Here is a 19192-nt window from a genome sequence, read left to right as displayed (position 1 = left end):
CCCCTCACACGTCCAGCAGCGGGCGGTGCTTGATGTGCCGGGCGAACACGGCCATGAACTGCGGATCGACGCGCGCGCCCCACACCGCCAGCGAATGGCCGACGATCCAGAGCACCACGCCCGGAATCCACAGTTGCAGGCCCAGCCCGACGGCGGCGGCCAGCGTGCCGTTGGCAATCGCCACGGTGCGCGGTGCACCGCCCATCAAGATCGGCTCGGTCAGCGAGCGATGCAGCGGCACCTCGAACCCGGCCGCGAAGGTGTCAGACCCGCTCATACGACAGCTCCGCCGGAGAAGCTGAAGAAGGACAGGAAGAAGCTCGAAGCCGCGAAGGCGATGCTCAAGCCGAACACGATCTGGATCAGCTTGCGAAAACCGCCCGACGTGTCGCCAAAGGCGAGCGCCAGGCCCGTCGCGATGATGATGATGACCGCGACGATGCGCGCCACCGGCCCTTGAATCGACTCCAAAATCGACTGCAACGGGCCTTCCCAGGGCATCGAGGAGCCGGCGGCCTGCGCGGTGCCGGCCAGAAACAGCAGCAGCGCGGACAGCAGCAGCCCTTGCGCCGCAGGGCGACCCAGGCTGTGCAGCCGCGACCGTGTGGGCAGGCGCAAAGCCGGATTTGCAGAAAAACGGAAAGCAGGAACGATCATCTGCGTCATGGCAGTTCTCCAAGTGAGTCAGGGGATGGGGAAGTCGCCGCAGCGGGTGCGGCATCGGGAAGTGGCGGCAGCTCGGGGAACGGCGTTTCCAGCGCGTCCGCCAGTTGGTAGCCCACGCCGTCGAAGCCGACGACGCGGGCGATGCTCTCGATGCGGCGCTTGCGCCCGCGCCCGGCGATGTGGATCACCACGTTGACCGCCTCGGCGATCAGCGCACGCGGCGGGTTCACCGCCACTTCGAGAATCAGTTGCTCCAGGCGCAGCAGCGCGCCCAGTGCGGAGCCGGCGTGGATCGTGGCGATGCCGCCGGGGTGGCCCGTGCCCCATACCTTGATGAGATCCAGCGCCTCGGCGCCGCGCACCTCGCCAACGACCACGCGATCCGGGCGCAGGCGCATGGATGAGCGCACCAGCTCGGTCATGGACACCACGCCAGCGCGGGTGCGCAGCGGTACGTGGTCGCGGGCCGCGCATTGCAGTTCCACCGTGTCTTCGAGCACCAGCACGCGGTCGCCCGTGGCGGCTATCTCGGCGAGCAGAGCATTGGCAAGGGTCGTCTTGCCGCTGCTGGTGGCCCCGGCGATCAGGATGTTCTTGCGCTCGCGCACAGCGCGAACCAGAAAGCCCGCCTGTGCGGCCGTCATCATTCCCTCCACGACGTACCGCTCCAGCGGAATGACGCCGATGGCGCGCTTGCGCAGCGCGAAGGCCGGCCCCGGTGCAGCGGGCGGCAAGATGCCCTCGAAGCGTTCGCCGGTTTCGGGCAACTCGGCCGATAGCAGCGGCTGGCCGCGATGCACTTCCGCACCGACATGGGCCGCGACGAGGCGGATGATTCGCTCGCCATCGGCTTCGGGCATCTCCACGCCCATCGGGGCGCGACCCGAGGACAGGCGATCCACCCAGAGGGTGCGATCCGGGTTGAGCATGATTTCCACCACGTCCGGGTCTTCGAGCGCGGCGGCGATCAGCGGCCCCATTGCCGTGCGCAGCATCTGGATACGTCGGTCAAGCGCCGCAGTGGTCATGGATTGGGGAGTGGTGCTCATGACGCACGCTCCTGGGCCTGGGCGGCTGCCGCCGTGCCCCCCATTCGCATCGGGTCGGGATGCAGTTCCTCCACCACGTCACGCACGAGGCTGCGCCCGCGCAGCAGGTGGCGGCCGAGCTGTTCGACGAACTGCTCGAAGCGCGCCTTGCCCTGGGCGCGGGCCGCGTCTTGGTGGGCCTCGGGAACCGGCGTGCTGACCGTGAGGTAGTAGCGGATGAACAGCGCCAGCGTCTCGATGGCGATGTTCTGGTCACGCTCCATGCGCTCGGCTTGGCGCGACAGCCGATCCAGCCGCTTGGCGATGGCCGCTTCGCGCTGGTCGGCCGCGTCCGGCGACAGCCAAGACGCTAAGGCGGCAGCGACGATGCTGGACTTGGACACGCCTTTCTTGGCGGCCAGTTCATCGAGCCGCTGGGCGTGCTCGGGCTGGATAAAGAGGTTCAGGCGGTAGTGGCTCATAGCTCGATTCCGTCGTTGGGGTCGAGGGATGCCAGCCGGGCCGTGCGCTGCATGGCCGGATCAAGCTGGCGCGGAAGGGGAAGCGGCAGGTCGTCGTCGTCATCGAGCAGGCCGAGGTCGGCCGCGGGCGCGGCGCTCTCGGGGTCGTAGGCGACGGCCTCAGTTAGCTCTGGCTGGCGGCGCGGGCAGCCGTCGTCGGCCGTGCCCAGGTGTTCCAGGCCATCGGCGGATGACGTAGCCGGTGCGGCAGGCGTCGGCGGAATCGCCAGTCCGCTCCAGTCGTCGGGGCGTACCGGAGGAACATCGGCATAGCGCCCGGCAGCGAGCACAGGCGGTGACAGCACGCGCCGCTTGAAATTGCTGTCTGCGTAGTAGCGCAGCTTCTTGGCCTTGATCGGCGCGACGCTGGAGACCATCACCACGGCCTCGTCGGGCGGAAGCTGCATGACTTCGCCCGGCGTCAGCAGCGGGCGGGCCGTCTCCTGCCGCGACACCATCAGGTGGCCCAGCCACGGCGCGAGCCGATGACCAGCGTAGTTGCGCTGCGCGCGTAGCTCGGTAGCGGTGCCAAGCGTTTCGGAAATGCGCTTGGCGGTGCGTTCGTCGTTGGTGGCGAACGTCACGCGCACATGGCAGTTGTCCAGAATCGAATGGTTCTGCCCATACGCCTTGTCGATCTGGTTGAGCGACTGCGCGATGAGAAAACTGCGGATGCCGTAGCCCGCCATGAAGGCCAGTGCCGTCTCGAAGAAGTCGAGCCGGCCCAAGGCCGGGAATTCGTCGAGCATCAGCAGCAACTTGTGGCGGCGCTCGATGCCATCGCTGCCGTCGAGTGATTCGGTGAGCCGCCGGCCGATCTGGTTGAGGATCAGGCGGATGAGCGGTTTGGTGCGCGAAATGTCCGAAGGCGGCACCACGAGGTACAGCGATACGGGGTGCTCGACGGAAATGAGATCGGCGATGCGCCAGTCGCAGCGCGAGGTGACTTCGGCCACCGTCGGGTCGCGGTACAGGCCGAGGAACGACATGGCCGTGGACAAGACGCCCGAGCGCTCGTTGTCCGACTTGTTGAGCACTTCGCGCGCCGCAGAGGCAACCACCGGATGCGGGCCATCGCCCAGATGGGGCGTGGTCATCATCCGGTGCAAGGTCAGCTCGAATGGGCTGGCCGGATCGGAGAGGAAGTTGGCGACGCCGCGCAGCGTCTTGTCCTCGCCCGCGTAGAGCACATGCAGGATGGCCCCGACCAGCAGCGCGTGCGAAGTCTTCTCCCAATGGTTGCGCCGCTCCAGCGCGCCTTCGGGATCGACCAGAATGTCCGCGATGTTCTGCACGTCGCGCACTTCATGCGCGCCGCGCCGCACCTCCAGCAGCGGGTTGTAGGCCGCCGACTTCGCATCCGTGGGGTTGAACAGCAGGCAATGCGAGAAGCGCGAGCGCCAGCCGGCGGTGATCTGCCAGTTCTCGCCCTTGATGTCGTGGATGACGGCGGACGCGGGCCAGGAAAGCAGTGTCGGCACCACCAGGCCAACGCCTTTGCCGCTGCGCGTGGGCGCAAAGGTCAAGACGTGTTCTGGGCCTTCATGGCGCAGGTACTGCCGGTTATGCTGGCCGAGGAACACGCCGGCTGGCTGCGTTAGACCCGCCTTGCGAATGTCCTCCGCGTTCGCCCAGCGGGCCGAGCCGTAGGTGGTGACGAGGCGTGATTGGCGCGAGCGCCAGATCGACATGCCGATGGCAACCAGCACGGCGACAAGGCCGCTGCCGCCGGCAATCGCGCCGCCAATGTCGAAGACACGCGGTGCGTAGGCGTCGAAGAAGAACCACCACTCGAACAGCCGCCACGGGTGATAGACCGGCGTGCCCAGGAAGTCGAACCAGGGCGAGCCAAGGCGTACTTGATAGCCAAGGGCTGCTGCCGTCCATTGTGTGGCTGCCCACACGCCGGCGATCACGATGCCGAATACGACGGCAATCTGACCGAACAGCACGTTCGTCCCTTGCATGACCTTGTCTCCAATCACGGCACACGGAGGTGCCGCAGCACTGAGGATCAAGGCGCGTGCGCAGGTCGGTCAAAGGCCGTTCTGGCGGCAATTCAGGCTGAAAAGGCCAGATTTCTTGCAAGGGCGAAGACAATAAAAACGCCGCGAACGCGAGCGCGTTGCGGCGTGATGAGGTAACGGCGCGAATTCTGTCGCGGCGTAGCGACTGCGAGGGGCGCTACTTGGATTTCTGCTCGGGTCGATCACCGAAGAAGCGCCGATTGGCGGCTTCGGCCGCGCGCACGCAGAGTTCGTCGCCGACCTTCGCGCGATCCTCCTTGCATTGGCGCTGGAGTTCCTTGATGCGCTCAGGATGGGCCACAAGGTAGTCCACAGTTTCCGAAGGTTGGGATTGACCGCATGCCGCCAATGCGGCGGCGATCATCAGCAGCGGTAGCAATTTGTTCATGGCTCCAGTCCTTTCATCGCAGTTCTGGAAATCTTAGGCAGTGCCAATGTCATCTGTTGAATCGAGGCAAGCAACTCGTTCAATGAAGCGAGTCAACATCTCGCATGGCTCCATGTCGCGGCGAAGTAGATAGGTTGTCAACATCGGTGGTTGTCCCGCTAACGGCCGACCTATGACGCCAGGCTCGCGGCTGCCTGTGATGTGCGCCGTGCCGGCCAACCCCAATGCAATTCCAGCAGAAACGAGTGTCATCATCAGATCGAAGCTGGCGACGTGCTGGACGATCAACGGCTCTTGTTCATGTTTGCGCAGGATACGTTCGACCTGCCGTGCATGGCCCTCGCATACGGCTGGATCGCCCAGAACCAGCGGATGGCGCAATACTTCCTCCAACGGAACGCGCTTATAGGCCAGCACCGGATGGCGTGCCGGCACCGCCAGCATCAATTCATCTTCCCAGGCGGGAGCAACCAAGATGCCATCACCCACGTCATCTGCCATCGAAAATCCAGCATCGTATAGGTCATCGTGAAGACCCTTGATCTGCTGGGCTAGTGGCACTTCAAACAGCCGTATCTCTACTTCGGGATCTTCTTCACGGCATCGTGCCAGCAAGGCCGGCAAGCGCGAAGGCGTCACACCATCGGACAAGGCGATGCGCAACTGACCGTGAAAGCCGTTGGCAGCGGATTTGACGCTATCGCGCGCTTGCTCCAATGCAGCGAAGATGCGCGGCACGTGCTCCAAGAGTAGTCGGCCAGCGCGGGTCAATTGCGTGCTGCGGGTGGTGCGAACGAAAAGGCGTGCGCTAAGTTCTTCCTCTAGTTCCTTGATGGTACGGGATAGCGGCGACTGGTCAATGTGCAGTCGTTCGGCGGCACGAGCGAAGTGGAGTTCCTCCGCAACCGCAAGAAAGCATCGTAGATGACGTAGCTCCATGTTCGTGGATCGAGCTACAGCAGCGACTTGCGCTCGTTGCGAACCCGAATGGCTTCCATTAGTCCCGCGAGCCAGCAGGCGGGACACCCGCGCATAAGATAGATGGCCAAACCAAATAGCCCTGCCGCAGGCCAAAAGTTAGGGGTTAAAACGATGGCGCCCGCAATGGATGTCACGGCCAATGCGCCACGAACCAATTGCGCTTTAACAGAAGTGCTGCAATACATGATGCGCTCCTATCACCTGGGAACGGTGCGACGGGAAGAACTGAGAGATGCTGAGGACGCCCCCCTTGGGCGGCCGCACTACTCCCTCCTGCCAATAAGAGGGGCGCAACCGCCAAAACGGTTCGCCGCATGTGCAAAAAAGCTGGCCCTGCCAAAAGCGGGGACAGATTCCGCAGTGCGGCCTCGCAGATTTTTTTCGCTCGGATGCGAACCATCTTGACGACTCCCCGCCTCTTAGGAAGAGGCCGTCACTCTTGGCGACCGTGTTCGCCCGCGCGAGTCATCGCCTTGGGCGGTTCTCCCCTTATTCAGGATTACGCCCATGAAACTACGTATGACCGCCGCCTTTCTCGCTCTTGCCACGTTCGCCAGCATCGCCAGCGCCGGGGAGATCAAACCGTTCAGCCAAGCCGAGTTCGACCGTCTGACGCAGGCTGGCCAGCCCGTGGTAGTGGACGTCAGCGCGACGTGGTGCCCGACCTGCAAGGCGCAGAAGCCGATCTTGGAAACCCTAATGAAGCAGCCCGCCTACAAGGACGTGACCTTGCTGACCGTGGACTTCGACAGCGAAAAGAGCACCGTCCGGGCCTTCAAGGTCAGCATGCAAAGTACGCTGGTAGGCTTCAAAGGCACCCAGGAAGTGGCCCGCTCCGTGGGCGACACCACCGAGGCCGGCATCGAGGGCCTGATTCAGAAGACCACGCGCTGATGACGCTCGGCCTCGGTTCCTACGGCCTCGGACTGCTCGCGGGGGTGCTTTCCACGCTGTCGCCTTGCGTCCTGCCCATCGTACCGATCCTGATTGGCTCGGCGGTCAACGCCCATCGGCACGCGCCGTTGGCCCTGGCGGGCGGCCTCGCTCTGTCCTATGCCATTGTCGGCACGGCGCTGGCCTGGGCAGGCGCCTCGCTCGGCATCGACACAACGATCTTCCGGGGCGTGGGCGCGGCCGTCCTGGGACTGTTAGGCGTGGTGCTCATGTCCAGCGCCCTCCAGCAGCTGTTTGCGTCGCTGACGGCCGGCATCGGCAATGCCGGGAACGACCTGCTTGCGCGTGTCCAACTGGACGGGCTGACGGGGCAGTTCGTGGTGGGCCTAGTGCTGGGGCTGGTCTGGAGTCCCTGCGTGGGGCCGACGCTTGGCGCGGCCATCGTTCTGGCCAGCCAGGGTACGAACCTGGCGCAAGCAGGCTCGATGATGGCGGTGTTCGGTATCGGCGCGGCATTGCCCCTGGTTGCACTGGCCTATGTGTCGCGCAGCGCGATCGGCCGCACGCGATCCAAGCTCCTGCACGCCGGCAAGGCCGGGAAAGTCCTGTTGGGCGCGATCATGCTTGCCCTGGCCGCCCTGATCCTGACAGGCGCCGACAAGCCGATGGAAGCATGGCTTGTGGAACATTCACCGGCCTGGCTCACACAACTGACGACGAGGTTCTGAGCCATGCCGCGCCCGAATTTCACCTTCGTTTCGACAGGGTGACGCCGTGGGAAACATCTTGGACAGCATCGCGCGCCGCTGTGGAGAAGGACTGAGCCGCTACCTCAGTCGGCCCCACCATGTGCATAGCGTGGCCCCGCCGACCGATCCAGACCTTCTCATGGCGTGCCTGCAGCCCGGCGACGTGCTGCTGGTCGAAGGTCAGAGCCGGGTCAGCGTGGCCATCAAGTACCTGACCCAATCCACCTGGTCGCACGCGGCACTGTTTGTCGGCACGGCCGGCAGGCCGACCGATGCCGAAGGGCGGCCCCGTTGCTTTCTTGAAGCCGATCTACGCGAAGGCGTGCGTCTGGTCAGCGTGGCCGAGTTCGCCGATCTGCATACCCGAGTGTGCCGGCCCGTGGGCCTGACCGCTGCCGAGATTGACACCCTGGTCGGCACGGCGGTGGCTCGGCTGGGCCATCAGTACGACTTGAAGAACGTGATCGACCTGGCCCGATATCTGTTGCCCACGCCGCCGGTGCCGGTGCGTTGGCGCCGTCGCATGCTCGGCCTGGGCAGCGGCGACCCCACCCGCGCCATCTGCTCGACGCTGATCGCCCAAGCTTTCCAGTCGATTCGCTATCCGATCCTGCCGCTGATCGAGACCGTGCCGTCGCAGGACCCGATGTGCCCCGGCTGTGTGGCCGAGATTCTTCATGTGCGGCACCACAGCCTGTTCGCCCCGCGCGACTTCGACGTCTCGCCCAACTTCGCCATCATCAAACCCAATCTGGAAGCCGGAATATTTCCACTTAGGAGCACTCCATGAACGCCAAGCTGACACTGCCTCTTCTTACCGAAGACACCGCCCCTGAAAGGAGCCGCGAGTTCCTGAGTAACACGCGCAGGAAGCAGGGATTTGTTCCCAACATGTATGGAGAAATGGCCCACGCCCCTGGCGCGCTCTCGACCTACCTCCATGGGTATGACTGGTTCCGCAAGGAATCCGGCTTCACGCCGGCCGAGCAGGAAGTCGTGCTGCTGGTCATCAGTCGGGAAAACGGCTGCCACTACTGCGTGGCCGCTCACAGCATGATCGCCGAGAAGGTATCGAAGGTGCCGCCGCAGGCGCTCCAGGCAATCCGTGAGGGCACGCCGATGGATGACCCGAAGCTGCACGCCCTTACCGCCTTCGTCAAGGACATGGTGCAGACGCGGGGCAATCCGTCGCAGGCGAGTTTGCAGACCTTCACCGACGCGGGCTACAGCGAGCAGCAGGCTCTACAGGTGGTGCTCGCCATCGCCGTCAAGACGATCTCGAACTACACCAATCACCTGTTCGACACACCCGTGGACGCGGCCTTTGCGTCCTACGCTCTGCCGATAGGGACGAAATAAGTACGGCGCCCCACCTTGGAGTCAACCATCACTTGCCCGAGGTGGGCCTTCAAGAAAATGGATGTCGTGGATGGAAGGCATGAGATTGTTTGGTATACGGCGATCGTCGCTGCCGTGGGGATTCTTTGGGGAGTTGCTGACGGCGCTCTACATGGGTGTCATCGCGTGGATCGCGGCGGCCACGCATGTTCACTACATTCTTTTTCCCGAACTAGGCGCCCTGGCCCATGACATCATCAAGCGACCGCACGGCACCTGGGCCAAAGCGCCGGGGATGCTGGTTCTCACACCGCTTCTTACCGGGCTGGTAGGCACGATCTTCGCCCGAAGCATGGGCAGCGGGATCGTGCCGATCCTGCTGGCGACCGCAGCCGCGATGCTCATCATCCGCATATTGAAGTCATCGATTGCCCCGGCCATTTCGGCGGGCGTGCTGCCAATCTCACTCAACATCACAAGCTGGTACTACCCGGCATCGTTGCTGGTCGGCCTGATATTGCTCGCCGCGATCTCCCTTGTCTGGCCTCGCTTCGTCCCGCTACCGCCGGTGCGAACCGCCTCCGATGTGGCCGATGACGTTACCGAGGAAACTCCAAGCACCTACTCGTGGCTCCCGTTCTTTCTGGTGTTTCTGGTAGGCACGGCGATTCTGGCCGAAGCCACGGGTTGGCGGTTGATCCTGTTCCCGCCGCTTATCGTGATCGGCTTTGAAATGTTTGCCCATGCGGACGTTTGCCCTTGGGTCAAGAAGCCGCTGCTGCTGCCGGTCGCGTGTACCCTGAGCGCATTGATCGGGGTTGCACTGGTCACGACGTTCGGGGGCGCCCCGCTGGCGGTGATCTCCAGCGCGGCATGCGGCATCCTAATCTTGCGATTATTCGATCTGCACGTGCCGCCGGCGCTCGCCGTGGGCCTGCTGCCGTTTATCATCCCAGCCGTCGATTACCGATTCGCGGCCTCCGTGGGCATTGGCACCTTAACTCTGACCATGCTGTTCCTCGTATGGGGCAGGCTGAGAAGGATGCGCCTTTCACCGTCCTGAGGGGGCGCAACCTTCTTAGCTTTTGCTATCCAGCGCAGCACGATAGCTGCTTCACGTCCTTGCTGAAGGTCTGCGCGGCGAGCTTCAGGCCCTCGACCATCGTCAGATACGGGAACAACTGGTCGGCCAGTTCCTGCACCGTCATGCGCGCGCGGATCGCCAGCGCCGCTGCCTGGATCAACTCGCCCGCTTCTGGGGCCACCGCCTGCACGCCGATCAAACGGTGGCTGCCTTCCTCGATCACCAGCTTGATGAAGCCGCGCGTATCGAAGTTGGCGAGCGCGCGCGGCACGTTGTCGAGGGTGAGCGTGCGGCTGTCGGTCTCGATGCCGGCGTGGTGCGCCTCCTGCTCGCTCAAGCCCACGGTAGAGACCTGTGGGTCGGTGAACACCACCGCTGGCATGGCGGTCAGGTCCAGCGACGCGTCGCCGCCGGTCATGTTGATCGCGGCGCGGGTACCAGCCGCCGCCGCGACGTAGACGAACTGCGGCTGGTCGGTGCAGTCGCCGCCGGCGTAGATGTCCGGGGCGCTGGTGCGCATGCTGAGGTCGATCTCGATGGCCCCTTGCTTGTTCACCGCCACCCGGGCGGCTTCGAGGTTGAGGCTGCGCGTATTAGGTGTGCGGCCCGTCGCCACCAGCAGCCGGTCGGCACACAGTTCGCCATGGTTGGTGGTCAACACAAACTCGCCGTCCACGTGCGCGACCTGGCTGGCTTGCGTATGTTCCAGCACCTCGATGCCCTCCAAGCGAAACGCCACCGTCACGGCTTCGCCGATGGCCGGGTCTTCGCGAAAGAACAGCGTGCTGCGCGCCAGGATCGTGACCTTGGCCCCAAGCCGGGCGAAGGCTTGCGCCAGCTCAACAGCCACTACCGATGAGCCGATCACGGCTAGGCGTGCGGGAATCGTGTCGCTCACCAGCGCCTCGGTTGAAGTCCAGTAGGGCGTGTCCTTGAGGCCTGGGATCGGCGGCACCGCCGCGCTCGCGCCGGTGGCGATCAGGCAGCGGTCGAACGAAACCACGCGCTCGCCGCCCTCGTTCAGCCGCACGGTGAGGTTGCGGCCGTCCTTGAAACGGGCTTCGCCCGCTAGCCGCATGATGGCTGGGTTGCCGTCCAGGATGCTTTCGTACTTGGCATGGCGCAACTCATCGACGCGCGCCTGCTGCTGGGCCAGCAGCCGTTCGCGCAGGATCAGCGGCGGGTTCGCCTGGATGCCGCCATCGAACGGGCTTTCGCGGCGCAGGTGGGCGATGTGGGCGGCGCGGATCATGATCTTCGAGGGCACGCAGCCGACATTGACGCAGGTGCCGCCGATGGTGCCGCGCTCGATTAGCGTCACCCGTGCGCCGCGTTCGACGGCCTTCAGCGCCGCCGCCATCGCGGCCCCACCGCTGCCGATGACGACAATATGCAGGCCGCCGTCGTGGCTGGCCTTGTCGCCGCCGTCGACCCAATCGCGCATGCGGTCGAGCAGTCCGCCTTTGGGAAGCGCGTTCGACGCATCGGCCAGCGCCGCGCGGTAGCCGAGTCCGGCGACAGCCGCGATCAGGGCATCGGGTGAAGTGCCGGCCGCGATGGCGAGCTGGGCGCTGCCCTTGGTGTAGGACACTTCGGCCGATTGCACGCCAGGCACGTTTTCCAGTGCTTCCTTGACGTGGACCGCGCAGGAGTCGCAGGTCATGCCGGTGATCTTCAACTGTGTCATGAAGTCATTCCTTTCAATTCGTTGTGGCGCAAGCCAGTCAGCCGTGTTTCGCGGGCAGTTCGCAGCCGTCAGGACCGCAGCGGCGGTTGGCCTGAGATACCAAATCCCAGACCGAAACGACGGCCATCAAGGCGATCCCCGTATAGACCAGGGGCCGCATCCAAGCGGTGCCAAGCAGCCAGACCGCGCCCACGATAACGATGGCGGGACCGACCATACCCAGCAGACTCCGGTGCCATTGCCGGTGGCGTAGCCAACCGAGCGCGTTGGCCGCAAGCGCCAATGCAGCAAACAATGGCAACAGCCTGGAAATGAACAAGCCTTCGTATTGCTGGAGAAAACCCAGCCCGATGGCCGCGCCTAGGCTGGCGAGTGCGGGAAAGCACATTGCGCAGCCCATCGCGGAGACGAGGGTGCCCAATGCCCCGGCTTTGTCGGCGATACGCGCAATCGGTTTCATGGCATCGCTCCCGGTTTAGCGCTTGACGCTGGACGGATAGCCCGCGTCTTCGGTGGCTTTGGTCAGCTTCTGGACGCTGGCCTTGGCATCATCAAAGGTGACGACCGCTTCGCGCTTCTCGAAGGTCACATCGACTTGGCTGACGCCCTCGACCTTGGAGAGCGCCTTCTTGACGGTGATCGGGCAAGCGGCGCAGGTCATGCCGGGCACGGCCAGCGTGACGGTCTGGGTAGCGGCCCACACTGGAACGGTGACGGCAACGAGCGCAAGGGAGGCAAGCAGTTTTTTCATGGTGAACTCCCGATCAATAGAAGAAAGGCAACACGTAGGGAAATCCGAGCGCGACCAGAACGAGCGCTGCCACGATCCAGAAAATCAGCTTGTAGGTGGTGCGAACCTGCGGGATCGCACACACCTCGCCCGGCTTGCAGGCAGTTGCCGGCCGGTAGATGTGTCGCCAGGCGAAGAACAACGCCACCAGCGCCGCGCCGATGAAGATCGGGCGATACGGTTCCAGTGCGGTCAAGTTGCCGATCCAGGCACCGCTGAAGCCCAGAGCGACCAGAACCAGTGGCCCCAGGCAGCAGGTCGAAGCGAGGATGGCGGCCAGCCCGCCGGCGGCGAGGGCGCCGCGCCCGTCTTGCGATTCCGACATCAGGTTCTCCTTTCGAGGATTTGCTCGTTGGAGTAACGTTACTTCCGTAGTCAACTACGGAGTCAAGCGGAATGGAAAACACCTTGGAAAGCCTGACCATCGGCGCCTTCGCCAAGGCAGCCGGGGTCAACGTGGAGACGATCCGCTTCTATCAGCACAAAGGGCTGCTGCCGACGCCGAACCGGCCCTACGGCAGCATTCGACGCTACTGCAGCGCCGACGTGGCGCGGGTGAAGTTCGTGAAGGCGGCGCAGCGGCTGGGATTCAGCCTCGATGAAATCGGGGAGTTGCTGAAGCTGGAGGACGGCACCCATTGCAGTGAAGCAGCCGACCTTGCCGCACTGCGGCTGGCCGATGTTCGCACCCGCCTGAACGACCTTATGCGGATGGAACAGGCGCTGTCAAAATTGGTGAACGAATGCTGTGCGCATGAGGGCCATGTGTCCTGCCCGTTGATTGACGCGCTGCATGGCGGTTGAACTGGCATATGGACGGCTGCTGACACTACGGCGTGATCGCAGCGTTCGTCAGTACCGCCCTCGATTGCCGATTCGCAGGCTCTGTGGACATTGGCGCCTTGTCTCTGAACATGCTGCCCCCAGTATGGCGCAGGCGGAGCAAAACAGGCGCTTCACTGCCCTGACGGTGAGGCCAAGACGGACGAGCGCGCTCACTTCCGAATCGCCTCCTGCGTCATGCCGCCCAGCGCCTTGGAGATGTTTTCCACGACGGGGCCGCAGTTGTCGGCGCCATGGCGCGATGCGAGATACTTCGGATCGTTGTAGCCAAGCCACACTTGCCCAGTCGCGTCCTGCCAGGCCAAGGCCTTGAGCGGAAGGTCGATACCGGCAGTCTGCGCGCATTCCATCAAGGGGGTGCCGCCCTGGGGATTGCCGAACACCAGAAGCTCGGTCGACCGCAAGTCCTTGCCGACCTTCTTCGCGCCCTGCGCGTGATCGAGGCGCAGGAAGATATAGATGCCCCGAGACTTGGCGGCCGTCTCGAAACGGTCAATCGTTTCCTTGACACTGTACGGGCTTTGTACCGCAATCAGCCCATCGGCAGCTCCGGCCCCCGAAGCAAAGAAACCTGCCATCACGAGGGATATGGCGCGCAATGCAAGCATGCTGACCTCCTTGTCAGGCCGAAGCCTCGCAATGCTCCAAGAAGCCGCGAATCCCATGGTCGAGTGAAAGCCGGCCCGGCCCGATAGCGATCAGGGCAATCGCCATCGTCGCCCAGGGCAAATGAAAGTTCGCCCACCCGTCCGGCACGATGAGCTGGATCACCGCCGTCATGCCGAGCAAGCCCAGGGCACTCATGCGCGTGCCAAGTCCGAGAATCAGCAGGATCGGAAAGATGATCTCGGCCGATCCACTGGCGAAGGCGAGTACGTCCGGCGCAGGCAGGTCATAGACCTTCCCCAGGATGTGCAGCTTGAATTCATCTTCAAACAGAAAACTCGCCGCTGGCGACAGCGACAGGAGACCGTCCCATTTGGTGAGGCCCGACTTGAAGAAGGGCAAGGCCAGCGCCACCCGAAGGAACAGCGGCGCGGCCATGCCGGCGATCTTTGCCAGCCAGTGCAATGCACAGTTCGCCGCGCCAAGTATTCCGGGCCAACCTTTCGGCACTTGGAAGTTACTCATGATCGTTCTCCCCGGCTTCCAACGCGAAGCCGACAAAGGCGCCCATCTGGATCAATTCCCGCAAGTTCTCCGACAGGTCAAAATCGCCGTCGGTGGCGAGGGCCGTTTCCATGGCCTGCGATAGCGTCAGGCCCTGGCCGAGCGCGGCTACGAAGTCATGGCTCGCGGGAAGTATCTTGCGCACGTCCACCTCGGCGTCGGGGCGTAGCACCATCGTGTCCTGCGCTTCGGAGAGGTCAACGGGTGCTGGCGTGCCATCCGAGGTGTTCATCCTCCAGATGGTGAAGGCTGGGAATGGCGAACGCACCAGGCGCACGGAAGGGTGGAGCCGAAACCGCAGCATGGAAGCTTGGTCAGGCGGTACTCCTGCAAGCACGCTGGGCGCCAAGGGTTCTGCCTCGTGCGCGTGGTACGCCTCGGTCGCGGCGCGCTCGATGCGGGCCACGTCGGCGAGATAGGGTAAGGGTTCCGCGGGTGGAAAGGACGCGATGAAGTCCGGGAACTCGGCGCCGTAGTGCAGCAGCACCGGCGAGCTGGGCGGCGTGGCGGCCGCGAAGACGCGGGCCATCGCCGCGAAGAATTCGTCGCCCACCAGCTTGACGACGCAGGGAAAGCCCGCGCGCAGCGCGTCCGTCAGGCCAACGAACACATTGTTCCGATAGACGGCAAAGCGCCGTGCGCTCGGCTCGCCGTCGGGGCCGACCAGCCCCTCGGGCACCGCGCGTTCCGGGTCGAGCAGCGCCGAGGCGAATTCCTCCAGGCGTTCAGCCAAGCGTGCCATGGCGTCGCTCCTGTACGTTGGACATGCCCATCAGCACATCGGCCATCACGGCCTCTGTTTGCAGCTCGGGCCATGCGGGAATGTTGGAATCCCACTCGATCAGCGTAGGGACTGGCCCGATGCATTGGATGACCTGCCTAAAGAGGTTCCACACCCGCTCATCCACTCTTTGGTCGTGTGAGTCGATCAGCAAAGGGCGTCCCTTCTCGTCCGTCTGAAGGGAGTGGCCGGCCAAGTGGATTTGCTGCACATGGTCGAGGGGGAAATCGTTGATGTAGGCGCGCGCGTCCCATTGCTGATTCGTGCTCGCCACGTGGACGTTGTTCACGTCCAGCAGCAGACCGCACCCGGTTCTCCGGGTGATCTCCCTGATGAAATCCGTCTCGCGCCATGTGCTCTCCTTGAACCAGATGTAGGTCGCGGGGTTCTCCAGCAGCATTTGCCGGGCCATAGCTGTTTGCACCTGGTCGATGTGCTCGCAGATGCGGTTCAGCGTGTCGTCGGTGTACGGCACCGGCAACAGATCATCGAGGTAGCTGGTGCCATGTGAAGACCATGCCAGGTGTTCGGAAAGCAGGCCGGGTTCGTACCGCTCGTTCAGCGCCTTGAGACGCAGCAAATGCGCTTGGTCGAGTGGCCTGTCGGCACCGATGGACAGGCCCACGCCGTGCAACGACAGGGGATAGTGTTCTCGGATGGCCGTCAGGTAGCGATGGGGCGGGCCGCCAGCGCCCATGTAGTTTTCCGCATGAACTTCAAAGAAGCCCATATCCGGCCGCGTTTCGATGATGGTTCGGTAGTGGTCGGCCTTAAGGCCTACGCCGGCTCGCGCAGGGATTCCCCGCCCGGCGGCGTGCGCAGTTTGGTGAATGCCCATGTTGATCCTCGTTGTCACAAGCTGGCGGGCGGGGCGACAGGCCACCGCCCACCAAGGTGAATGCTCGCGTCAGGACTTGGCGCTGAGACTGCCGTGCCCGTTGGGCGTCGAGATCGTGGTGCAGGTGCCCTTGGCGACCAGCTTCCAGGCGTTCCCCTGGTAGTCGGCGGTGCTGGTACCCGCGCAACTTGTGCCGGCGCCGGCGAAGCAGTCGTTCTGCCCCTTCAGGGCAACGCCATAGCACTTGTCGAACTTGCCGGTCTTCATCATCTCCATGCTCTTGGCTTGGTTCTCCTGCATCTTCTTCTGCATGTCGGCCTGGCTCATGCCCTGCGAAAAGGCGGGGGCGGCGAAGGCTGCGACAAACGCCGTGGCGACGGCGGCGGACAACATACGGTTTGACATTGTGATCTCCTGATAGGAAAGAAGCAGCCGAGTGAGCTGCGGGTAATCGGCCAGCAATCGCCAGCCTCATTTCCTAAGAGGCGACCGCCGTGCAAAACGGTTCGGTAGAAAGCAAAAAAACCTCAATCACTGGCCTGGGCCTAGCAATTGAGGGTTATCCATGACAATGCGCAAGAAATTGCCGCCTCGCTTGGCGAGGCGGCCCGGACGAGGACTCAGCTTGGCTATTTCGTCGGTGTGCGGTGTCCGTGCCCCGAGGATGGTTCTGAACTGAGCATGTATTCGCGCACTAGCTCGCGGGCACGATGGAGCCGACTCTTGATCGCGCCGGGCTGCTCACCCAACTGAGCAGCGATCTCGGCAATGGTCAATTCCTCGAAGTCGCGCAGAAGTACCACTTCGAGGTAATGGGCAGGCAACGACTCCAGGGCATTGGCAAGATCGATTCTCAATTCATCGTCGGGACGATGAAGCAGCAGCTCCTCGGCTACTTCATCAGGCAGTGGCTCGTGCTTGAACATCATCCGCGCGAGCTTGCGGCATTCGTGCTTGATGACCGTGAACAGCCACGATGAAAAGGCCGCAGCCGCTTTTAGCCCGCTGACCTTGCGAGAAATGATGAGTAGTGATTCTTGAACCGCATCATCAACGTCGCTCGCATGGCAGTGCTTGTACGCATAGCGGCGTGCATCGGCTTGGCACACTGCCAGCAGACGGGAAAGGGCGGCCGCGTCTCCAGTCTGTGCCGCCATGATTAAATTGTTGCGGTCGCCAACAGGGGTGCCCATGCTGATCTCCTGTGCTGACTCGATGATTGGTTAATTCAGCGAGCCTTTATTTGTATTTCGCTCCGATTCTCGGGTCTTCGGCTACGATTCCTAATTTTCTGATAAACACCTGTCGCAAGCAAAGCGGGAGCTGCTACAACGCAAACCGGGCAGACAAAGCCTGCTAAAACGCTGGTGGCTGTCACATAGCTACCCAGTCCAAGGCCCAACCCGACGTAGAGCGTACTGTTATCCGGCGGAATCTCGCGTTCCGCCGTAGCCTCTGTGTCCTTCATCATTTTCGTATCCTCAATATGGCAATTTCTGCTCATTAAGAAGTTGCAGTCCGAACAGCGCACGAATTGGCATTGAGCCGACCATAGGTGTAGCCCAGCACTGCGCCCCAAATGAGGTGCATCATCAGGGTCATCATCGGCGCCATCATCCCCAGGTTCATCCCGAACAGGCCTGCGTCGGCCATTGGCATCGGACCGATCATCATCATGAGCCAAGCTAGCAAGGAAAACGACATTCCCTTGAGCAGCGCACTGCGCCCTGGCAGCCTGCCATACAGCAGTTGGAACAGGATGCCCCACACGACGGTGCCAATCATGAAGTGCGCCACCCATCCGACCATGGGCGAAGCCGGCATACCCATTTTTGCGTGCGCCATCTCCGTGAGCATGGCGATTGGATTCAATTCGGGCATCAAGCCCATGGCGCCCTTCATCAGCATCAGCAGCGACAGCGCTACAGTGGCGACAAATCCAGCCACCATCGAACGAACGTAACAAGACATGGTTACAAGCTCCTCAAGGTTGGGGATCGTTGATCCCGGATTGGATGGAGGCACCGACTGCTCCCATTTTTCCTATAAGAGGCGCCGAACTGGAAAAACGATTCGGTTGATCCGCTAAATTGTTGGGCCGAGTTGCCGTCCCCACCTCCAGGACACCTGCCCGCCGCGCACCGTTGCGGCGATTTGCTGCCCCAAGCGCTGCTCGATCACCGGCCGCCACGGCACGAGGCTAAATCCCATGCCGTCATCCAGCATCGCGTAGCGCCCGCTGGCAAGCATGACGCTGCGCCGGTAGATGCCGGCCACGCGCTGCCCGTCGGCCACGGGTCGATGCTCCAGGCCGGTGTCGGCGGCAATGTCCTTGGCGGACTGCGCCAGTTCCCGGTTGCGCAGCGTGCCCAGCAGGTTGCGCGCCAGGATCACGCGCTGCCCGCGCCGCTCGGCCAGCCCCTGTTCGGCCAGGAAGTCGGCGCGCTGCTGCATCGCCTGCTTGGCCTCACCGCCAAAGCCCAGGTCGCCCAGGCCGGAGCCGCCGCCGATCAACTGCTGGTCGAGCCAGGTGGCCCCGATCACGCGGGCCTGCCGCTCGATGGGCAGGTGCGATTTCAGCTCCACGGCTACGCCGCCCAGGCGTTGCGCGTCGTAGCGGCGGCCCTGCTCGGGCAGGTCGCCCGGCACCTTCCATAGCCCCTCGGCCACCCGCTCCACGATGCCCGCCCGGCGCAGGGCTTCCAGCCTGCGGACGTGGGCCGCCACGACCTCCTGCGGGTCGCGGCCGGGCACGGCCTGGCCCTGCGCGATGGCGAGGTGATGGTCGGTGCGGTACAGGCCATCGCTCGCCAGCGCGGCGATGTTCTTGTCGGCCGCGCGCACGTCGGCCGATCCCTTCACCTCCACCACGGCGCCGGTCGGGTAATTCGCCAGCTCGTCGTGGGCGTTGAGCGCGACGTAGTGCGCCTTGCCGTCCACGCCGTCGATGACCAGATAGCCCCGATCACGCAGTTCGTCGGCCAGTCCTTTCGCGGCCACGCGCCCGAGGATGCTGCGGCCACTTCCATCCGCGTCCTGCCCTGGCTCGAACACCGCCAGCTCGCGCGGCTCGCCGCGCATGGCCCGCTGCAGGGTGCGGATGATGTCGCCGCGCTCGCCCAGGGCGCGCAGGGTCTTTTCCGCATCGGCATGCACGGCCCAGGTGCCGGGCTGCGTCTCGTCGGCCAGGCCCAGGCGCTGCAAGCGTTGCAGGCGGCCGATCAGCAGCAGGCGCTGGCGTTGCAGGCGGGGTTCGTTGAGCCGTTCGACATGCACCAGGCCATCGTCGCCGGCCTCGCGCTTCAAGGTGCGATCCAGGCTCGTCCACCGCTCTTGCTCTACCTCGTGCTGCAAGGTCTGCTGGATCTCCAGCTCGGTGCGCGGCCCCAGCCATTCGGTCGCCAGTT

26 protein-coding genes are annotated in these 19192 nt (G+C 63.7%); 6 read left to right on the top strand and 20 right to left on the bottom strand.

The window, feature by feature from the left end; translation table 11 throughout:
* Positions 1-4 precede the first annotated feature (4 nt).
* From PLC66_RS18315 to PLC66_RS18280, 8 genes are all read right to left on the bottom strand, one after another.
* The gene (locus tag PLC66_RS18315; protein ID WP_324543144.1) at positions 5-277 is read right to left on the bottom strand and encodes a VirB3 family type IV secretion system protein; all 273 of its coding nucleotides are present in this window, start codon (positions 275-277) and stop codon (positions 5-7) included.
* A complete protein-coding gene (locus PLC66_RS18310) occupies positions 274-657 on the bottom strand; it encodes a TrbC/VirB2 family type IV secretion system protein (RefSeq protein ID WP_456305518.1) in 384 nt (127 codons plus the stop codon). Before PLC66_RS18310 ends, PLC66_RS18315 begins: the two co-directional genes overlap by 4 nt.
* A gap of 5 nt (positions 658-662) precedes the next feature.
* Positions 663-1715: a P-type conjugative transfer ATPase TrbB gene (gene trbB, locus PLC66_RS18305; RefSeq protein ID WP_324543141.1), complete on the bottom strand. Its 1053-nt coding sequence runs from the start codon at positions 1713-1715 to the stop codon at positions 663-665.
* Complete coding sequence (locus tag PLC66_RS18300) at positions 1712-2176, bottom strand: CopG family transcriptional regulator (RefSeq protein ID WP_034112282.1); 465 nt, start codon at positions 2174-2176, stop codon at positions 1712-1714. Before PLC66_RS18300 ends, trbB begins: the two co-directional genes overlap by 4 nt.
* Positions 2173-4200, bottom strand: a complete 2028-nt coding sequence (locus tag PLC66_RS18295) for a conjugal transfer protein TraG (RefSeq protein ID WP_503012237.1) — start codon at positions 4198-4200, stop codon at positions 2173-2175. The genes PLC66_RS18300 and PLC66_RS18295 overlap by 4 nt, the downstream gene beginning before the upstream one ends.
* 199 nt (positions 4201-4399) lie before the next feature.
* Entirely contained in the window at positions 4400-4630 is a 231-nt protein-coding gene (locus PLC66_RS18290) for an EexN family lipoprotein (protein ID WP_034112288.1), read from the bottom strand.
* A gap of 33 nt (positions 4631-4663) precedes the next feature.
* The gene (locus PLC66_RS18285; RefSeq protein WP_034112290.1) at positions 4664-5569 is read right to left on the bottom strand and encodes a LysR family transcriptional regulator; all 906 of its coding nucleotides are present in this window, start codon (positions 5567-5569) and stop codon (positions 4664-4666) included.
* 14 nt (positions 5570-5583) lie between these two features.
* Positions 5584-5796, bottom strand: a complete 213-nt coding sequence (locus tag PLC66_RS18280) for a hypothetical protein (protein ID WP_052229527.1) — start codon at positions 5794-5796, stop codon at positions 5584-5586.
* A gap of 322 nt (positions 5797-6118) precedes the next feature.
* Between PLC66_RS18280 and PLC66_RS18275 the strand changes: the two genes are divergently transcribed.
* The 5 genes from PLC66_RS18275 to PLC66_RS18255 all read left to right on the top strand — a co-directional run bounded on the left by PLC66_RS18275 (position 6119) and on the right by PLC66_RS18255 (position 9655).
* A complete protein-coding gene (locus tag PLC66_RS18275) occupies positions 6119-6505 on the top strand; it encodes a thioredoxin family protein (RefSeq protein WP_034112292.1) in 387 nt (128 codons plus the stop codon).
* A complete protein-coding gene (locus PLC66_RS18270; RefSeq protein ID WP_034112294.1) occupies positions 6505-7233 on the top strand; it encodes a cytochrome c biogenesis CcdA family protein in 729 nt (242 codons plus the stop codon). The genes PLC66_RS18275 and PLC66_RS18270 overlap by 1 nt, the downstream gene beginning before the upstream one ends.
* 58 nt (positions 7234-7291) lie before the next feature.
* Positions 7292-8044 (top strand): YiiX/YebB-like N1pC/P60 family cysteine hydrolase, encoded by a 753-nt coding sequence (locus tag PLC66_RS18265; protein WP_211505971.1) that lies wholly within the window; start codon positions 7292-7294, stop codon positions 8042-8044.
* Positions 8041-8613 (top strand): carboxymuconolactone decarboxylase family protein, encoded by a 573-nt coding sequence (locus PLC66_RS18260; protein WP_034112296.1) that lies wholly within the window; start codon positions 8041-8043, stop codon positions 8611-8613. Before PLC66_RS18265 ends, PLC66_RS18260 begins: the two co-directional genes overlap by 4 nt.
* A 70-nt stretch (positions 8614-8683) precedes the next feature.
* Positions 8684-9655 carry an HPP family protein gene (locus PLC66_RS18255; RefSeq protein WP_206600606.1) on the top strand — a complete coding sequence of 324 codons (972 nt, stop codon included), beginning with the start codon at positions 8684-8686 and terminating at the stop codon, positions 9653-9655.
* Positions 9656-9680: 25 nt separating this feature from the next.
* Here PLC66_RS18255 and merA read toward each other — a convergent pair whose 3' ends face one another.
* The 4 genes from merA to merT are packed head-to-tail and all read right to left on the bottom strand — an operon-like array spanning position 9681 to position 12478.
* Positions 9681-11363, bottom strand: a complete 1683-nt coding sequence (merA, locus tag PLC66_RS18250) for a mercury(II) reductase (protein WP_034112300.1) — start codon at positions 11361-11363, stop codon at positions 9681-9683.
* Positions 11364-11400: 37 nt separating this feature from the next.
* Positions 11401-11823 (bottom strand): organomercurial transporter MerC, encoded by a 423-nt coding sequence (merC, locus tag PLC66_RS18245; RefSeq protein ID WP_034112301.1) that lies wholly within the window; start codon positions 11821-11823, stop codon positions 11401-11403.
* 15 nt (positions 11824-11838) lie between these two features.
* The gene (merP, locus tag PLC66_RS18240; protein WP_034112302.1) at positions 11839-12114 is read right to left on the bottom strand and encodes a mercury resistance system periplasmic binding protein MerP; all 276 of its coding nucleotides are present in this window, start codon (positions 12112-12114) and stop codon (positions 11839-11841) included.
* Between the two features lie 13 nt (positions 12115-12127).
* On the bottom strand, positions 12128-12478 hold the full coding sequence (gene merT, locus PLC66_RS18235) for a mercuric ion transporter MerT (protein ID WP_034112303.1): 351 nt from the start codon (positions 12476-12478) through the stop codon (positions 12128-12130).
* A 71-nt stretch (positions 12479-12549) separates the two neighbouring features.
* Here merT and merR point away from each other — a divergent pair, with 71 nt between their 5' ends.
* Entirely contained in the window at positions 12550-12957 is a 408-nt protein-coding gene (merR, locus tag PLC66_RS18230) for a mercury resistance transcriptional regulator MerR (protein WP_034112304.1), read from the top strand.
* Between the two features lie 191 nt (positions 12958-13148).
* Here the strand turns inward: merR and PLC66_RS18225 are convergent, their stop codons facing one another.
* From PLC66_RS18225 to PLC66_RS18190, 8 genes are all read right to left on the bottom strand, one after another.
* The gene (locus PLC66_RS18225) at positions 13149-13604 is read right to left on the bottom strand and encodes a DUF302 domain-containing protein (RefSeq protein WP_034112305.1); all 456 of its coding nucleotides are present in this window, start codon (positions 13602-13604) and stop codon (positions 13149-13151) included.
* 13 nt (positions 13605-13617) lie between these two features.
* Positions 13618-14127 carry a DoxX family protein gene (locus tag PLC66_RS18220; RefSeq protein ID WP_052229528.1) on the bottom strand — a complete coding sequence of 170 codons (510 nt, stop codon included), beginning with the start codon at positions 14125-14127 and terminating at the stop codon, positions 13618-13620.
* The gene (locus PLC66_RS18215; RefSeq protein ID WP_034112307.1) at positions 14120-14908 is read right to left on the bottom strand and encodes an HvfC/BufC N-terminal domain-containing protein; all 789 of its coding nucleotides are present in this window, start codon (positions 14906-14908) and stop codon (positions 14120-14122) included. The genes PLC66_RS18220 and PLC66_RS18215 overlap by 8 nt, the downstream gene beginning before the upstream one ends.
* The gene (gene bufB / locus PLC66_RS18210) at positions 14892-15785 is read right to left on the bottom strand and encodes an MNIO family bufferin maturase (protein ID WP_052229529.1); all 894 of its coding nucleotides are present in this window, start codon (positions 15783-15785) and stop codon (positions 14892-14894) included. The genes PLC66_RS18215 and bufB overlap by 17 nt, the downstream gene beginning before the upstream one ends.
* 69 nt (positions 15786-15854) lie before the next feature.
* On the bottom strand, positions 15855-16190 hold the full coding sequence (locus tag PLC66_RS18205) for a BufA1 family periplasmic bufferin-type metallophore (protein ID WP_034112309.1): 336 nt from the start codon (positions 16188-16190) through the stop codon (positions 15855-15857).
* Between the two features lie 224 nt (positions 16191-16414).
* Positions 16415-16978 (bottom strand): RNA polymerase sigma factor, encoded by a 564-nt coding sequence (locus PLC66_RS18200; protein WP_034112311.1) that lies wholly within the window; start codon positions 16976-16978, stop codon positions 16415-16417.
* Positions 16979-17288: 310 nt separating this feature from the next.
* A complete protein-coding gene (locus PLC66_RS18195) occupies positions 17289-17756 on the bottom strand; it encodes a DUF6789 family protein (protein ID WP_034112313.1) in 468 nt (155 codons plus the stop codon).
* A gap of 114 nt (positions 17757-17870) precedes the next feature.
* Positions 17871-19192 (bottom strand): DUF3363 domain-containing protein (locus tag PLC66_RS18190; RefSeq protein WP_324543102.1); only part of this gene is annotated, 1322 nt, incomplete at its 5' end.

This window comes from Thauera sp. (assembly GCF_035444905.1).
Lineage (GTDB): Bacteria > Pseudomonadota > Gammaproteobacteria > Burkholderiales > Rhodocyclaceae > Thauera.
This window is presented reverse-complemented; position numbering and strand designations above follow the sequence as displayed.

What these genes read in the sequence shown, in the direction of transcription:
- PLC66_RS18220 (WP_052229528.1), bottom strand. Translation starts at nt 14,127, where the DNA reads ATGAGTAACTTCCAAGTGCCGAAAGGTTGGCCCGGAATACTTGGCGCG.
- PLC66_RS18290 (WP_034112288.1), bottom strand. Translation starts at nt 4,630, where the DNA reads ATGAACAAATTGCTACCGCTGCTGATGATCGCCGCCGCATTGGCGGCA.
- merA (WP_034112300.1), bottom strand. Translation starts at nt 11,363, where the DNA reads ATGACACAGTTGAAGATCACCGGCATGACCTGCGACTCCTGCGCGGTC.
- PLC66_RS18225 (WP_034112305.1), bottom strand. Translation starts at nt 13,604, where the DNA reads ATGCTTGCATTGCGCGCCATATCCCTCGTGATGGCAGGTTTCTTTGCT.
- PLC66_RS18310 (WP_456305518.1), bottom strand. Translation starts at nt 657, where the DNA reads ATGATCGTTCCTGCTTTCCGTTTTTCTGCAAATCCGGCTTTGCGCCTG.
- PLC66_RS18205 (WP_034112309.1), bottom strand. Translation starts at nt 16,190, where the DNA reads ATGTCAAACCGTATGTTGTCCGCCGCCGTCGCCACGGCGTTTGTCGCA.
- PLC66_RS18270 (WP_034112294.1), top strand. Translation starts at nt 6,505, where the DNA reads ATGACGCTCGGCCTCGGTTCCTACGGCCTCGGACTGCTCGCGGGGGTG.
- PLC66_RS18260 (WP_034112296.1), top strand. Translation starts at nt 8,041, where the DNA reads ATGAACGCCAAGCTGACACTGCCTCTTCTTACCGAAGACACCGCCCCT.
- PLC66_RS18200 (WP_034112311.1), bottom strand. Translation starts at nt 16,978, where the DNA reads ATGGGCACCCCTGTTGGCGACCGCAACAATTTAATCATGGCGGCACAG.
- PLC66_RS18195 (WP_034112313.1), bottom strand. Translation starts at nt 17,756, where the DNA reads ATGTCTTGTTACGTTCGTTCGATGGTGGCTGGATTTGTCGCCACTGTA.
- merR (WP_034112304.1), top strand. Translation starts at nt 12,550, where the DNA reads ATGGAAAACACCTTGGAAAGCCTGACCATCGGCGCCTTCGCCAAGGCA.
- merP (WP_034112302.1), bottom strand. Translation starts at nt 12,114, where the DNA reads ATGAAAAAACTGCTTGCCTCCCTTGCGCTCGTTGCCGTCACCGTTCCA.
- merT (WP_034112303.1), bottom strand. Translation starts at nt 12,478, where the DNA reads ATGTCGGAATCGCAAGACGGGCGCGGCGCCCTCGCCGCCGGCGGGCTG.
- merC (WP_034112301.1), bottom strand. Translation starts at nt 11,823, where the DNA reads ATGAAACCGATTGCGCGTATCGCCGACAAAGCCGGGGCATTGGGCACC.
- bufB (WP_052229529.1), bottom strand. Translation starts at nt 15,785, where the DNA reads ATGGGCATTCACCAAACTGCGCACGCCGCCGGGCGGGGAATCCCTGCG.
- PLC66_RS18280 (WP_052229527.1), bottom strand. Translation starts at nt 5,796, where the DNA reads ATGTATTGCAGCACTTCTGTTAAAGCGCAATTGGTTCGTGGCGCATTG.
- PLC66_RS18215 (WP_034112307.1), bottom strand. Translation starts at nt 14,908, where the DNA reads ATGGCACGCTTGGCTGAACGCCTGGAGGAATTCGCCTCGGCGCTGCTC.
- PLC66_RS18285 (WP_034112290.1), bottom strand. Translation starts at nt 5,569, where the DNA reads ATGGAGCTACGTCATCTACGATGCTTTCTTGCGGTTGCGGAGGAACTC.
- PLC66_RS18315 (WP_324543144.1), bottom strand. Translation starts at nt 277, where the DNA reads ATGAGCGGGTCTGACACCTTCGCGGCCGGGTTCGAGGTGCCGCTGCAT.
- PLC66_RS18255 (WP_206600606.1), top strand. Translation starts at nt 8,684, where the DNA reads ATGGAAGGCATGAGATTGTTTGGTATACGGCGATCGTCGCTGCCGTGG.
- trbB (WP_324543141.1), bottom strand. Translation starts at nt 1,715, where the DNA reads ATGAGCACCACTCCCCAATCCATGACCACTGCGGCGCTTGACCGACGT.
- PLC66_RS18300 (WP_034112282.1), bottom strand. Translation starts at nt 2,176, where the DNA reads ATGAGCCACTACCGCCTGAACCTCTTTATCCAGCCCGAGCACGCCCAG.
- PLC66_RS18275 (WP_034112292.1), top strand. Translation starts at nt 6,119, where the DNA reads ATGAAACTACGTATGACCGCCGCCTTTCTCGCTCTTGCCACGTTCGCC.